Origin of the sequence: Wolbachia endosymbiont (group B) of Schoenobius gigantella, assembly GCF_964031005.1 — a bacterium.
Taxonomy (GTDB): Bacteria; Pseudomonadota; Alphaproteobacteria; order Rickettsiales; family Anaplasmataceae; genus Wolbachia; species Wolbachia pipientis.
The window spans coordinates 556,344-571,629 of sequence record NZ_OZ035002.1 but is presented as its reverse complement, the minus strand read 5'-3'; the positions used below and the strand labels follow the sequence as shown (position 1 = coordinate 571,629).

At 35.5% G+C, this 15,286-nt stretch carries 8 protein-coding genes and 1 pseudogene; all 9 read left to right on the top strand.

Annotated features, from left to right (window positions below):
- Positions 1-86 precede the first annotated feature (86 nt).
- The 9 genes and pseudogenes from ACQH2O_RS02755 to ACQH2O_RS02715 all read left to right on the top strand — a co-directional run bounded on the left by ACQH2O_RS02755 (position 87) and on the right by ACQH2O_RS02715 (position 15,285).
- Positions 87-1,328 (top strand): hypothetical protein, encoded by a 1,242-nt coding sequence (locus ACQH2O_RS02755; protein ID WP_095742638.1) that lies wholly within the window; start codon positions 87-89, stop codon positions 1,326-1,328.
- 122 nt (positions 1,329-1,450) lie between these two features.
- Positions 1,451-2,776, top strand: coding sequence for a dihydroorotase (locus tag ACQH2O_RS02750; RefSeq protein ID WP_022626228.1), 1,326 nt, complete (start codon positions 1,451-1,453; stop codon positions 2,774-2,776).
- A 198-nt stretch (positions 2,777-2,974) separates the two neighbouring features.
- The gene (locus tag ACQH2O_RS02745) at positions 2,975-4,159 is read left to right on the top strand and encodes a dicarboxylate/amino acid:cation symporter (RefSeq protein WP_010082165.1); all 1,185 of its coding nucleotides are present in this window, start codon (positions 2,975-2,977) and stop codon (positions 4,157-4,159) included.
- 3 nt (positions 4,160-4,162) lie between these two features.
- Entirely contained in the window at positions 4,163-4,759 is a 597-nt protein-coding gene (gene pyrE, locus ACQH2O_RS02740) for an orotate phosphoribosyltransferase (RefSeq protein ID WP_006279657.1), read from the top strand.
- A 105-nt stretch (positions 4,760-4,864) separates the two neighbouring features.
- Positions 4,865-6,694, top strand: a complete 1,830-nt coding sequence (typA, locus tag ACQH2O_RS02735; protein WP_010962447.1) for a translational GTPase TypA — start codon at positions 4,865-4,867, stop codon at positions 6,692-6,694.
- A 62-nt stretch (positions 6,695-6,756) separates the two neighbouring features.
- Positions 6,757-7,002 (top strand): annotated as a pseudogene (locus ACQH2O_RS02730) (PD-(D/E)XK nuclease family transposase); the annotation flags it as partial.
- Positions 7,003-7,439: 437 nt separating this feature from the next.
- Complete coding sequence (locus ACQH2O_RS02725) at positions 7,440-7,583, top strand: hypothetical protein (protein WP_173862872.1); 144 nt, start codon at positions 7,440-7,442, stop codon at positions 7,581-7,583.
- A 388-nt stretch (positions 7,584-7,971) separates the two neighbouring features.
- Positions 7,972-10,533, top strand: a complete 2,562-nt coding sequence (gene clpB, locus ACQH2O_RS02720; RefSeq protein ID WP_095742641.1) for an ATP-dependent chaperone ClpB — start codon at positions 7,972-7,974, stop codon at positions 10,531-10,533.
- A 27-nt stretch (positions 10,534-10,560) separates the two neighbouring features.
- Positions 10,561-15,285 carry an NAD-glutamate dehydrogenase gene (locus tag ACQH2O_RS02715; protein WP_391158886.1) on the top strand — a complete coding sequence of 1,575 codons (4,725 nt, stop codon included), beginning with the start codon at positions 10,561-10,563 and terminating at the stop codon, positions 15,283-15,285.
- The last annotated feature ends 1 nt before the right edge of the window (position 15,286 follow it).

Below are 15,286 nucleotides of genomic sequence, written 5' to 3'. Positions count from 1 at the left end.
CCGTAGTTAGCTGTGCTAGTATTAATTAAAAATTAAATATTAAATCTTTATACTTTTATAGATAGCGTTAATATTGAGGTAATATTGTGGGTACAACTAAGATTAGTAAATTTCCATTCAATATAAAAGGTAAAGTGGCAAAACAACATGCCGAACCAATAATCGAAAAAAATCTCTATACTATTTTAGGATTCAAAGATATAGAAGATTTTGAAAATAAGACAAGTAAACTTGTTAATAAAAAAGTTTGGCAATCATTTGTTGACTGCTTTGCAAAAGAAATAGATTATGCAGCAACCGAAGAAGTTGTAAAAAACATCGTTTGTAACATTGCAAAGAGTGATCAAGGTAATGCTTTTACCAAAACTGAACATCTCATATTAAATGAAAAGCAAGATAATAAAAAGAGAGAAAAAGCGATTAGAAAAGCTATTAGTATTTTGAGAAAAATCAATCCAGAAAAAGCCTTTAATGAACTTTCAGTAATAAAAAAACAAGCTGAAGATTTTTTACAAACCGATTTTTGTAAAGCACAGAGTAAATCACTTCAAGGATTTGCTCCCTCTGGTGGACAGCTCTTTGCGGAAACTCTGAAATATATAGAAACACTAGAAAGATTATCCGAAGTAAAAAAAGAAGGGCTAGTTAGAGATTTCTTGTTAAATCATGTTAGTTTATTGAATAAAAAGTATCCTAAATCACAAGGTAAAAGGGAAGATGCTATAACAATACTATCAAGTGATGAGTTGAAGAATTTTTACAATAAAGGTGTAAAAGAAGGAATGTTACAACCAATGGCATCTTACAAAGGATGCAGAAACCTGTATGACAAAATGAACCAGATAAAAAATGAATCCAAAAGTATAATTAAAAGAGAAGAACGGGAAGAAAATTTAAAGAAAATAGATAAGTCGATAATCAGCGCAATTAATGACATAAAAAAACATAGAGAAGCAATCCTTAACTGTAAAGACTTTCAAAGTTCTTACATAAAAGAGAAAAAAGAACATCCATTTAGAGGCAACGCATGTCAAAAAATGATTGATATATATCAAGAGAGAATTGTTGGATATCAGGAGAAAATTCGTCAAAACTTAAACCAAATAAAAGCGATATTAAAAAGTGCGCCGCAAGAAATGGATGATGTGGAAGAATTCGAGGAAATAATTGATGATATACATGAAGCAAAGCAGTGTGATGAAATTTTTGATTCAGCTTTAATTTGTTTATCGAACATACAGAATGAGCTAGATATTCAGCTGGAAAATCCTTCAACAGAACTCAGAGCTTCACACATTAACGTTAAAACTGAGCTAACTAGGTTATAAGAACCAAATCTTTAGGGTAATGAAAGCACTTTAATTCAAGACAGCTCTTAGTCTGTGTTTTAATTTGGTTGTGTTTTATTAAAAAAACTTTAGATTTATTTTATAATCGATACTCAAATATAATGACTCAAACTTGGGATTTGTTGCAAACAGGGCAAAAGGAAGGCTATAAAATTGCGTATACTAATGCTCGTATTATCGACCCGGAAACTAAACTTGATATAAAAGGTTCATTATTGACTGAAGGGGATAAAATTGTTGACTTTGGTGAATCATTATTTTCAACAAGTGGAGTTGATGAAACAATAGACTGTAAAGGGCTTGTTCTAATGCCAGGCCTTATTGACATTCACGTACATTTTCGTGAACCAGGCCAGGAACATAAAGAAACTATATATACAGGCAGCAAATCTGCAGCTGCGGGGGGAGTTACAACTGTAGTTTGTCAGCCAAACACTGTTCCAGCAATTGATAGCGTTATTTTGGCTAAATATTTGAAATATAGAGCACTTGAAACTTCACATGTAAACGTTGAATTTTACGCTAAAATCACCACTTCGGAAGAACACCTGACTGAAATGGCACTTTTAAAGGAAGCAGGTGCGGTTGGGTTCACCGATGATGGCATGCCAGTTATGAACCCAATGATTATGAGACAGGCGCTGCTTTATTCAAGTATGCTGAATGTTCCTATTGCTCAACATGCAGAAGATTTAAATTTATCTGCTGGTGGCGCAATCAACGAAGGTAAAATTTCTGAAGAATTGGGAGTAAAGGGGATCTTGAGTGCGTCAGAATCGGTTATGGTAAATCGTGATATACTGCTAATGAAGGATATGGAAAATGTGCACTACCATATTCTACATGTCTCTTCAAAAGATTCACTTGATGCTATTAAACGTGCAAAAGATTTGGGATTAAATGTTACGTGCGAAGTAACCCCTCATCACTTCACTTTGACTGAAGATATAGTAAAACAACATGGAGCAATTGCAAAAATGAATCCGCCGCTTCGCACTGAAGAAGATCGTTTAGCTATGGTTGAAGGTTTAAAGACAGGTGTGATTGATTGCATTGCAACTGATCACGCTCCGCATGATCGTAGTTCTAAAGATCTACCACTTGAAAATGCTGCATTTGGTATTGTTGGTCTTGAAACAATGCTGCCCCTTTCACTTGAACTCTATCACAGTGGGCAAATGGGTCTACTTGATGTGCTTGCAAAATTGACATATAAGCCTGCAGATATAATACACATACCACGTGGTCGTATACAAAAAAACCTTGCTGCAGACTTAATTTTAGTTGACCTCAATCATGAATGGGAAATTAAAACTGACAACTTTGCTAGTAAATCAAAGAATTCTCCTTTCGATGGTCGCAAAGTAAAAGGACACGTAGTACGTACTGTTGTGTCCGGCAAAACTATATACTCGCAGAAGAGTTAGTTATCATATCTTATCTATTCCAATTTGTTATCACCAGAATGGGCTAAGTGCACCTAAATTTAAATTAAGAAATCTTACACTGTCTCCGAATAAACACATCCTCTTATCTTTCCCTAATCTGTAAAGTTATTTTGTCTATCAATCTGATTCCAAAACAGCAAAATTATTGTATAATGTTACTTTGAAGTTTTATTTTCAATGCACAAGTTTGCAATACTTTTTTCTATACTGCTTGCAATAGTTGCTTACTACCTAAACAATGAAATCATATTTGAAATAGCAAAGCTATTTAGTGATATCTTTATCAGCTTGCTCAAATTAATAAGCTTACCTCTGGTTTTTTTATCCATAGTTTCCACAATTTCCGGGCTCAAAGACTCAATTGAAATCAAAGTCTTAGTTAAGAAAACACTATTTTATACTCTGCTTACAACTATTATAGCTGCGTTTGTTGCATTATCGTTTTATTTGTTAATAGATCCAGCAAGAAAAAATTTCATAAGTAATACAATAGGGAGTATTAACAGCAATAACCACAGTTATTTTTCATATTTAAAATCACTCATTCCTTCTAATTTTGTGCAAGTTTTTCTTGAAAATAATATGATTGGTAGCATATTAATCGCTTTTTTGATGGGTGGAGCTATTGTTTCACTTTCAAAAGAAAAGCAGGATATATTATATCAAGTATTCTCTGCACTTTTTGATACGCTACTTAAAATTGCTCAAGGGTTATTAAAATTTATTCCGCTTGCTGTTTGGTCTTTTATTACATGTTTTTTGCATGAATTAAAAGGCGGTAGTGAGTTCTACAATCTTTTATGGTATTTTGTTTGCATAATGTCTGCAAATTTTGTGCAGGCATTTCTGATTTTACCGCTATTTATGTGGTATAAAGGCATATCACCAATTCAAACGCTGAAAGGGGTTATGCCAGCACTCACACTTGCGTTTTTTTCTAAATCATCCAGTGCAACATTGCCAACAACTATAGAATGTGTGCAGAACAAGCTAAAGGTGCCAAAGAAATTATCGTCTTTTATTTTACCAATATGCACAACAATTAACATGAATGCATGTGCTGCATTTATACTAATCACTGTAATGTTTGTTGCAGAAATGAACGGATACGTATTTTCCTTAAGCGAAATGTTGATATGGATTTTTTTAGCTACAGGGGCTGCAATTGGTAACGCTGGAGTGCCGATGGGGTGCTATTTTATGGCAACCAGTTATCTCATGTCGATGAATGTTCCTCTGCATATTATGGGACTGATTTTGCCTATTTATACAATCATCGATATGTTTGAAACTGCAATAAATGTGTGGTCTGATGTTTGTATCACTCAGATAATTAATAAAGAATGTAATAGTGAAACTTAAAAAATGATATTAGACGAAAATAACCTAATAATAAAAGAATTTAAAGAAGCAGAAGCAATTTTGCATGGGCATTTTGTTTTATCATCCGGGCTGCATAGTGACACATACATACAGTGTGCGAAGATTTTTGAAAATCCAAGCAGAGCCATGAAAGTTTGCGCATTATTAGCAGATAAAATAAAAAAAGAATTAAATAGCTCCATAGATTTAATATTATCTCCTGCAATTGGTGGAATAATTGTGGGTTATGAGATTGGCAGGCAGCTTGGAATAAAGACAATGTTTTGCGAGCGCGTTAATGGTAAGTTTGAATTACGCCGTGGATTTAAGATCAAAAAGGGTGAGAAAATATTGCTCATTGAAGATGTAATAACCACAGGTAAATCTTCACTTGAAGCAGTGGAATGTGCAGAAGGGGAAGGAGGTAAAGTTGTTGCTGAAGCTTCTTTGATAAAGAGAAATAGTGAAACGAAACTGCCTTTTCCTGTCATATCTTTGATTGAACTGAACATCAAAAACTACAGCGAGGAAGAACTTCCAAGTGAATTAAAACAACTACCCATAACAAAACCTGGGAGTAGGGAATATTTAACAAAGTAATCCTATAATATCTTGGAAACACAGCATTTATACACAGCTTTAGTTATTTACTCCAAGTGTATTTTATGTATACTTATTACTAAATTAATTTTGAAATGATAGAAAATGAACGAATTTAAATCGATCCGAAATATAGCAATAATCGCACACGTTGACCACGGTAAAACTACTTTACTTGATAACATGTTAAAACAAAGTGGCACATTCCGCGAGAATCAAGAAGTTCAAGAACGAGTGATGGATAGTGGTGATCAAGAGCGTGAACGCGGAATTACAATACTTGCAAAATGTACATCAATAATGTGGGGCGATGAAAAGATCAATATTATTGACACGCCAGGGCACGCGGACTTTGGTGGGGAAGTGGAAAGGGTATTGTGCATGGCAGATGGTGTGTTGCTGCTGGTTGACGCTGCAGAAGGTCCCATGCCACAAACAAAATTTGTGCTCTCAAAAGCACTAAAAGCAAATTTGAAGCCAATTGTGATAATCAATAAGGTCGACCGACCAGATAGCAGAATTGATGAAGTATTAAATGAAATATATGAGTTATTTTTTAACCTTGATGCAACCAACGAGCAGCTAGATTTTCCAGTGTTGTATGCTTCAGGTAGAAATGGCTGGTGTGCTAAGGAGCTTTCTGATGAAAGAAAAGATTTAAGCCCATTATTTTCAACGGTTATAGATTATATAAAACCTTCTGTTTATAATCAAAATGCACCTTTTGCTATGTTGGTCACTCTACTTGAGTCTGATAAGTTTCTTGGCAGAATATTGACAGGAAAGGTTTATCAGGGCATTGCAAAAGTCAATTCAGATCTTAAGGTGCTTGACCTCGATGGCAAAGTAATTGAACGAGGAAGATTAACTAAGTTGCTCTCATTTTCTGGCTTGAAACGCATTCCAGTAGAACAAGCTGTGGCGGGAGACATAATTGCAATTGCAGGACTTGAGGAAGCTTCGGTTTCAGATACTATAGCAGCACCAGAAGTTACAACTGCAGTAAGCTCAACTCCAGTTGATCCGCCAACAATGGCGATTACTCTGAGCGTTAATGATTCACCTTTTGCTGGGCAAGAAGGTACAAAGCTTACTTCAACTGCTATAAAGGATCGTTTATATGCGGAAGCAGAAACAAATGTTGCAATTACTGTGACTTTGGCACCAAGCGGTGAAGCATTTGAAGTAGGTGGGCGTGGTGAGTTACAGCTTGGAGTGTTAATTGAAAATATGAGGAGAGAAGGTTTTGAGCTTTCGGTATCACGCCCTCGCGTGTTATTTAAAGAAGAAGGCGGTAAAAAACTTGAACCTATAGAGGAAGTAGTAATTGATGTAGATGATGAATATAGTGGAATCATCATGGAAAAACTCAGCTTCCGTAAAGGTGAAGTAACTGACATGAGACCTTCTGGTAATGGCAGGACAAGATTAACGTTTTTAGTGCCATCAAGAGGATTAATCGGTTATCAAGGAGAGTTTTTAACTGATTCTCGTGGCACAGGCATAATTAACCGTTTATTTCACAGTTATGCTCCACATAGAGGTCCAATTTCTGGAAGGCGCAATGGAGTTTTAATTTCTACAGATAAGGGTGAGGCTGTGGCATATGCAATTTTCAATTTGCAAGACAGGGGAATTATGTTTATTAAGCCACAGGATAAGGTATATTGTGGCATGGTTGTCGGCCAGCATAGCCGTGACAATGATTTGGAGATAAATGTGTTAAAGGGTAAGCAATTAACAAACGTAAGAGCTTCAGGTAGTGATGAAGCTATAAAGCTCACTCCACCAAAGATAATGACACTGGAGGATATGATAGCGTATATAGATGATGATGAATTGGTGGAAGTAACTCCAAAATCTATACGTTTACGCAAGAAATTCCTTGATCCAAATGAACGTAAGCGTGCAGGAAGGGCAAAGAATAAGGAGTAATCAGAGGTTGAACATTTGCGAAAAATAGTGTATAATTATTCGTCTCCTAATTGTATTTAATTATGGCCTTTTCGAAATTTCTCGATCCAAAAAACAATTTCGCGTTCAAGAGAATATTTGGCACTGAGAAAAATAAAGATATTCTCATTCACTTTCTCAATGATATATTGGGCTTCGCTGGCAAAGATGAAATAGAAGAAATAGAATTTCTCAGCACTATCATGGATGCTGAGATTGCCTCTAAAAAACAAAGTATTGTTGATGTTTTCTGTACTGATTCTGCTGGAACCCAGCTAATTATTGAAATGGTGCGACCTGAAAGTCTTCGGTCATATTGTTTAAAAGGAGAGGAATTCCTTCAGAAAGAAACTAAAAGAGTTCTAAAACTTATTAAACCAGATGTTTTGCCATCTGAGTCTATGCATCAGTGCGAATCGGGTAACCGGTTGGTGCCAAGCGATGCGGACAATGAACCTCCTCTTGAAAAAGAAGATGCTCAATCGTGAAAGGAGCATAAACTACAAGCATCATGTGGTTGGAGAGCTAGGCTTAGTGGTATGGTGAACGTAAGTGAAGCTTCATAAGTATCGTAACGATTAAAGAGCTAAAGATGCTGATAAGCTCCGACCAAAAGGTAATGTGACATTTTTCATTTCTGGATGTACGCAAATCACCGGTATAGAGAAGTCACCTAACCCACTGTTGTATGACAGAAGGAACAGGGTAAGCCTGTATTTCCGCCTATATGGCAAGCAAACCGCAAGGAACGCTGATGAAAATGCAGGTAAAGGATAATGGAGAAAGCGAATGCCATTTTGTAACGAAATGTATAGAATTTGTAACATTAATTCGCGTGAAAACGAGCAGATTTCCATTTGGTCCCTCGTGACAAGAAACTTTGTTAACCACTTGAGGTAGAGAAGCAGATGACCTTACCCACAGAAATGATGAAGAAATTAGGAATATTTTTTACAAAAAGGACAATACTAACAAAAGAACTTTATTCTATTTAAAATATAAAGTTACAATAAATTTTCCTGTCATCTCCAAATAAATTACATTAACTTAGTATTGTATATTGTTAATAACTTAAATAATACAACCATTTTCAGCAACAAAAACCAAAGGTCTTGAGATACAAGATATTTGTATGGTTACTATGATAGTTCCTTTTTTAAGAAAGTTTTAAATTTCATACCTAACAATAAACAACTTTAGGTTTAAATTTATGAAATCAGTTGTTATATACATCAGCAAATACGAATTTAACTGGTGTTATGGACTTAAATAAATTTACCGAAAAAGCAAAAAGTCTAATTCAAAGTGCTCAAATGAAAGCGTTGGGAGCTGGGCATCAGATTTTTATGCCTGAGCATTTACTAAAAGTGATGCTTGAAGATGAATCAGGTTTAGTTCAGGATTTGATAAACGCTTGTGGTGGAAATGTGCAGAGTATTTCCGATGCTGTGGATAGTGCAATAAAAAAGTTGCCAGTAATTGAAGGTCCAGGAAGTGGTGGCCTTCAACTTTCAAGAGAAATAGCAAAAGTTTTTGAAGATTCAATTGGTATTGCAAAGAGAAATAAAGATTCATTTGTTGCTGTCGAGCGTTTACTGCAGGGCCTCACTGCACAAAAAGATGATACTGTAGGCAAAATTCTGGCAGAGAATGGTGTGACTCCACAAAAACTGAACTCAGTTGTTGCAGAAATGAGAAAGGGCAGCAGTGCGGACTCGCCAAACAGTGAGGAAAAATTAAATGCGGCAAAGAAATATACAAAAGATGTTACAGAGCTTGCTATGCAAGGAAAGCTTGATCCTGTAATTGGTCGTGATGAAGAGATCAGAAGAACTATGCAGGTATCACTGAGGCGGACAAAAAATAATCCAGTGCTGATCGGTGAACCTGGTGTTGGAAAAACTGCAATAGTTGAGGGGCTTGCAAATAGAATTGTTGCAAACGATGTACCACTTGGTTTGCATGATGCAAAGGTCTTAGCTTTGGATCTTGGAGCACTAATTGCTGGCACTAAGTTTAGAGGAGAATTTGAAGAAAGGTTAAAAGCAGTTATTAATGAGCTTTCGAGAGCGGAGGGAAAAGTTATCTTGTTTATAGATGAGCTTCATACTTTAGTTGGAGCAGGAGCAACAAGTGGTGCAATGGATGCCTCGAATCTGCTGAAGCCTGCTCTTGCGCGTGGAGAAATTCGCTGTATAGGAGCCACAACTTTAGATGAATATCGTCAGCATATAGAAAAAGATCCTGCACTTGCAAGGCGTTTTCAGCCTGTGTTTATCTCTCAACCAACTGAAACTGATACCATTTCAATACTCAGGGGTTTGAAGGAAAGATATGAGGTGCATCATGGTATAAGAATTACAGACGGTGCAATAATTGCTGCTGCAACGTTATCCAATAGATATATAACAGATAGGTTTTTACCTGATAAAGCAATTGATTTGATTGATGAAGCAGCAAGTAGGGTGAGAATTGAAATGGATAGCAAGCCTGAAGTTATTGATGAACTTGAGAGAAAGGTTATACAGCTAAAGATTGAAGCAGAGGCTCTAAAAAAAGAAAGTGATGAAAATTCTAAACAGCGTTTAAAAAAGATAAATGAAGAGATCGAAAATCTAAACAGTAAATTTGCTGACTTGAACAGCAAATGGCAGATGGAAAAGAATAAAATAGCTAGAATACAAGAAACAGCCGAAAAATTAGATAACGCTAGAAAAGAGTTGGAATTAGTTCAGCGTAGTGGGAATTTGGGAAGGGCAGGAGAGCTGATGTATGGTGTGATCCCTCAGCTTGAGAATGAATTAAAAAATCAGGAAAAGGTTACTGATAGTTTCTTAAAGAAAGAAGTGACTGGAGATGATATTGCAAACATTGTTTCAAAGTGGACGGGAATTCCAGTTGATAATATGATGCATAGTGAAAAGGAAAAACTCCTTAACATGGAGAATGAAATAGGAAGAAGAGTAATAGGGCAGAAAGATGCAATAGAAGCGATAAGTAATGCAGTTAGGCGCTCCCGCTCTGGGGTGCAAGATACCAATAAGCCTTTTGGTTCATTTTTATTTTTAGGTCCAACTGGAGTTGGTAAAACCGAACTTGCGAAAGCCTTAGCTGAATTTCTGTTTGACGATCAATCAGCGCTTTTGCGTTTTGATATGTCAGAATATATGGAAAAACATTCTGTTTCAAAGTTAATTGGCGCGCCTCCAGGGTATGTTGGCTATGAACAAGGTGGCAGATTAACTGAAGCGGTAAGAAGAAGGCCATATCAGGTTATTCTGTTTGATGAAATCGAGAAAGCAAATCCAGATATATTTAATCTATTGCTGCAAATCTTGGATGAGGGTAGACTCACTGATAGTCATGGTAAATTAATTGATTTTCGCAACACCATACTGATTTTAACTTCTAACCTTGGCGCTGAGATAATGCTAAAAGGGAATGTTGATTCTGTAAGAAATGAAGTGATGCAAATAGTTAAATCAGCATTTCGTCCAGAATTTTTAAACAGGCTGGATGAAATTATTATATTCCACAGTTTAACCAGAGATGACATCTATAAAATTATAGATGTTCAATTTTCTTATTTACAAAAAACACTTGCTAAGCGTAAACTGAGTATAAGTTTGTTGCAGGAAGCTAAAGAACTAATAGCACAAACTGGCTATGACCCTGAATATGGAGCAAGGCCCTTAAAAAGGGTTATACAAGAGTGTATTCAAAATAATTTAGCTAAATTAGTTTTATCAGGGGAAGTAGTAGAAAATGATGAGCTAATAGTGTACGCTCTTGATAATGAAATCTTAGTTAAAAAGGTTTAAGTTCACTGTGTATTTTTGTTAAAAAAAATGTGTATAGATCATAATGTTGACACTGAGTCTTTATTTAAGTTAGCTGATCAAGAAAATCAGCAAGATAAAGAAAAAATTAAAAAATTTATTAAGTATTTTTATAGTTTTGTTTATAAAAGCGACCTAAAAGCCAATGATAAGTTTTTGCTATATATTGTAAACGATGCTTACAATTTTGTTTCTCAAAAAGAGAAAGATGAAAGTAAGTTAGTAGTAAGCAATATAGATGATATACCAGGAATAGAAGGCGATTTTACCACGATTAAGATAACAAACGATGATATGCCATTTTTGGTTGACTCCGTTATTGCAACTATTAAGTCGCACGATTTAACCATATGCTATTACAGCAACAGCATAATTAACATTAAAAGAAAAGATGGCCTAATAGACGAGATTTACTCTTTGGAAGAAAGCAATGGAGTCAAAGAGTCAGTCATATATGTAATTATCAAAGGTATAAGTGACAGCTTTGTTGATACATTAAAAGAATCTCTACAGAAAACGCTGAAAGCGGTTAATTGCGTTGTGAAAGATTGGCACTTAATGCTCAAGAAACTTGATGAGGCAAGTCTTTCTGTCATCCCAGCTGGGATCCAGGAAAAGGACACGTGGATTCCAGTGTCACGCACTGGAATGACACCAGACCGAAATCAAGAGCAAAAAGATTTTCTAGTTTGGTTAAAGAATAATAACTTCGTATTTCTAGGTTATCAAGAATATATTGCTGGTAAAGATGAAAAACTCGTCTGTGACAGCAAAAAGGACCTTGGCCTGATGAGAGTAGGTCAAAGTACGTTGATTCCTTCTGCAAACCTTGATTCCCTATACATATTGAGATCAGATCTAATCTCAATAGTCCATCGGCGTACATACATGAATTGTATAGGAGTAAAAGAATTTGATGACCAGGGTAATGTGGTAAAGGAACGGCGTTTTTTCGGGCTATTTACTTCTGTAGCGGAGGTCCAAGATATTAGAACTATTCCAATAATAAGAGATAAAGTTAAAGTTATAGAAAAAAATGCAGGGTTTGTAACCGGGGGCCACAATAACAAAGCTTTGATTTCTATTTTGCAAGTGTTCTCTTGTGATGAATTATTCCAATCAAATGAAGACGAATTATTTAAAATTTGCATTTCGATCATGTCTCTTGCGATTAGGCCAAGGGTCAGATTATTTTTAAGAAGAGTCGGGGATTTTATTAGTTGCATAGTGCTGATACCGATGCGTTATGCTAGCGCTAGGCTAATGTTCAAGATACGTGACATATTGAAGGATGAGACAAGTGCAGGAAGTTCAGATATTTATAACAATCACATTATCAATGAATATGATTTGATGAAATTGCATGTAGTGCTAAAGACCAAAAATGCTAGCGTTCTTGATGATGAAGTTTTGCGTATCGAAAACAAATTAAGAAACATTACAGAAAAGTGGGAAGATCGTTTTATAGACAATTTATACAATACTTTTAGCACTGTTGAGGATATATTCATCCGTTATTGCAAGGCATTTCCAATAAGCTATCAAGAGAGTTTCGAACCTCATGACGCATATTACGATATGAAAAAATTGGAGATAGTGAGGAAGAAAGGAGTTAGCGAGGTCGATTTAAGACTTACTCGTGATAATCTTAATTATCAATTAAAGGTTTATACTCCAAACAATGGAGGCCTTGAATTATCGAAGATATTAAGGATCACTAAGAATTTGGGAGCTAAAATTCTATCTCATAATGGCTATTACATAGAAATTAACGGTGGAATATGGATACACCATTTTGTGTTGTCAAGAGTCGATGAATTAATAGACAACATTACTCTAAAAGAGCAATTTGAAATAACACTTGCGAAAGTGTTTAGCAAGGAAATTAAAAATGACTATTTCAATAGTTTGATCATTATTGCTGGGCTCAAGTGGAAAGAAGTGCTTCTGGTTAGAGCGTTAAGTGCTTACCTAAAGCAGACGTCATTTAACTACAATCCAGAATATATCCAAAAGGTAGTCTCAGAGCATCCAAAAATAGTAAAGTATTTGATACAACTATTTCATGCAAGATTTGATCCTAACATAGACATTGATAGAGCAGAAACTACGGACATTGTCAGAGAAAAAATTGAGGAACTTCTAAAAGAGATCAGCAATGTTTCACATGATTACGTTTTGCGCTCGATATTTAACTTGATAATGGCTATTTTAAGGACCAGTTATTATCAAGACGATAAACCATATTTATCTACAAAATTTGACTCAAGTAAAATAAATGGTTTACCTGATCCTCGTCCGTATCGTGAATTGTATATTTATTCAAACCTTTTTGAGGGAATACATCTAAGAGGAGGGAAATTAGCCCGTGGTGGCTTAAGGTGGTCGGATAGGACGGAAGATTTTCGCACTGAAGTTTTGGGGCTCATGAAAGCTCAGATGACAAAAAATGCGGTTATTGTCCCTGTTGGTGCAAAGGGTGGGTTTGTAATAAAGCAAGCTTATAAAGATAAGAATATTTTAAGAGAGAAAAGTGTTGAGTGCTATAAGAGTTTTATCAGAGGAATGCTTGATATTACTGATAACGTGGTTGATGGTAAAATAATTCCACCAGAGAATGTGATTAGGTATGATGAAGATGATCCATATCTCGTGGTTGCTGCTGATAAAGGAACTGCTTCATTTTCTGATTATGCCAACCAGATAGCCTCTGAATATAACTTTTGGCTTGGCGATGCATTTGCATCTGGTGGATCAGTAGGTTACGACCATAAGAAAATGGGTATTACAGCAAGAGGTGCATGGATTGCAGCACAGAGGCATTTTTGGAGAATGAATAAGGATATTTACCAGGATGCAACTGTTATTGGAATTGGGGATATGGCTGGCGATCTATTTGGAAACGGTATGCTGCTTTCAAAAAATATACATTTAATCGGCGCATTTAACCATATGCATATTTTTATTGATCCAAATCCTGATGCAGAAAAGAGTTTCACAGAACGTAAACGTCTCTTTAAGTTACCATTTTCAACCTGGATGGATTATAACAAAGATTTGATCTCTCAGGGTGGCGGGGTATTTGAGCGTAGCAGCAAGCAAGTAAATCTTTCTCAAGAAATGAAAAAATGCTTTGACATAACGGAAGATACGTTATCTCCAAGTGATTTGATTAGATATCTACTCAAAGCAGAAGTGGACTTCATATGGAACGGAGGAATCGGCACGTTTGTTAAGGCAAAGAGTGAAAGTCATAGCATGGTCGGTGACAAAGCAAACGATGAATTAAGAGTAAACGGTAAGGATATTAGAGCTTCTATGTTTATAGAGGGTGGAAATCTTGGTTGTACACAGCTTGGGAGAATAGAATATGCTGAAAGAGGTGGATATATCAATGCAGATTTTGTTGATAATTCAGCCGGAGTGATATGTTCGGACCTTGAAGTTAACATTAAGATTGCATTTGTTTCAGCTATGAAAGCAGGGGGTATTTCTTTAGAAAAAAGGAATGAAATACTGGCAAGTATGGTGGATGAAGTTGCATCCAAGGTGCTTGAGAACCACAACAGAATTGAAACAAAAGCATTACTTCTTGAGTGTTTGCAAGCTAAAGAGAGATTGGAGCAGGACCACAGGTTACTGCTCAGTTTAGAAAAATCTGGGCTGTTAAACCGAAGCGTAGAATTTCTTCCAGCTGACGAAGAGGTAGCAAGGATGTTAACCGGTGCAGAAGGTTTCAGTTCTCCTCAGCTTTCTATTCTAATATCTTATGCTAGAACAGCAATAAAAAATAAAATTATACATTCCGATCTGCCTGAAAAAGATCTTATATCTAATGACTACTTGCTAGGTTATTTTCCTAAAAAGATGTTAACAGAGTTTAAGGATTTCATATTAAAACACCAACTTCGTAGAGAAATTATCTCCACTTGCATTGCAAATGATGTTGTAAATAGGATGGGCTGTATATTTATTAATAATTTAGTTGAGAATACTGGAATTAAGGTACACGAAGCAGTTAACATATATATCGTTGTTAACCACCTATATGATTTAAATAACCTGTGGCAGAAAATTGATGAATTGGATGGAAAAATTGATATTAACTCATACTTGCAAATAGTGAGAAATGTGCAGAAATTTATTGGCAGAGTATCGTTTTGGTTAGTAAAAAATCTTAGCTTTGTAGAATTGGATGATGTTACAAAATTTAAAGATGCAATTGAAACTTTAGGCCATGATGTTTTAGATGAACACCTGTTAAAGGTCTATAATCATGGATACACTTCTTTAGTGGAACTTAATATAGATAAAGATCTAGCAAAAAAAATTGCTGACCTGTGCGTTCTTACTTATGCACTGGATATTATATCTGTTGCTGAACAGACATCTTTGTCCATTCTTGATGCTGGTAAAATATACTTTGAGTTAAAGTCGCTGTTAAGATTCGATCTGATTAGGACAATTGCCATCAAGATGAAAAGCCGCTCTTCTTATTGGGATCGCAGCTTAGTTAATGATTTATTGGACGATTTAAGCAATTACCATCACAAGCTAGCTGTTAAAGTCATAAAAGCTACTGATAACCCTGAAGATAAGGTTCAAACCTGGGCTTGTAATGATAAGGACTACATAGAACGTTATAATAGTTTTTTAGATGAGATGGTTGCTTCTAAACTTGATTTAAGCAAATTAATATTTATAATCAGAAGGATTAAAGTACTTGCTTCATAGG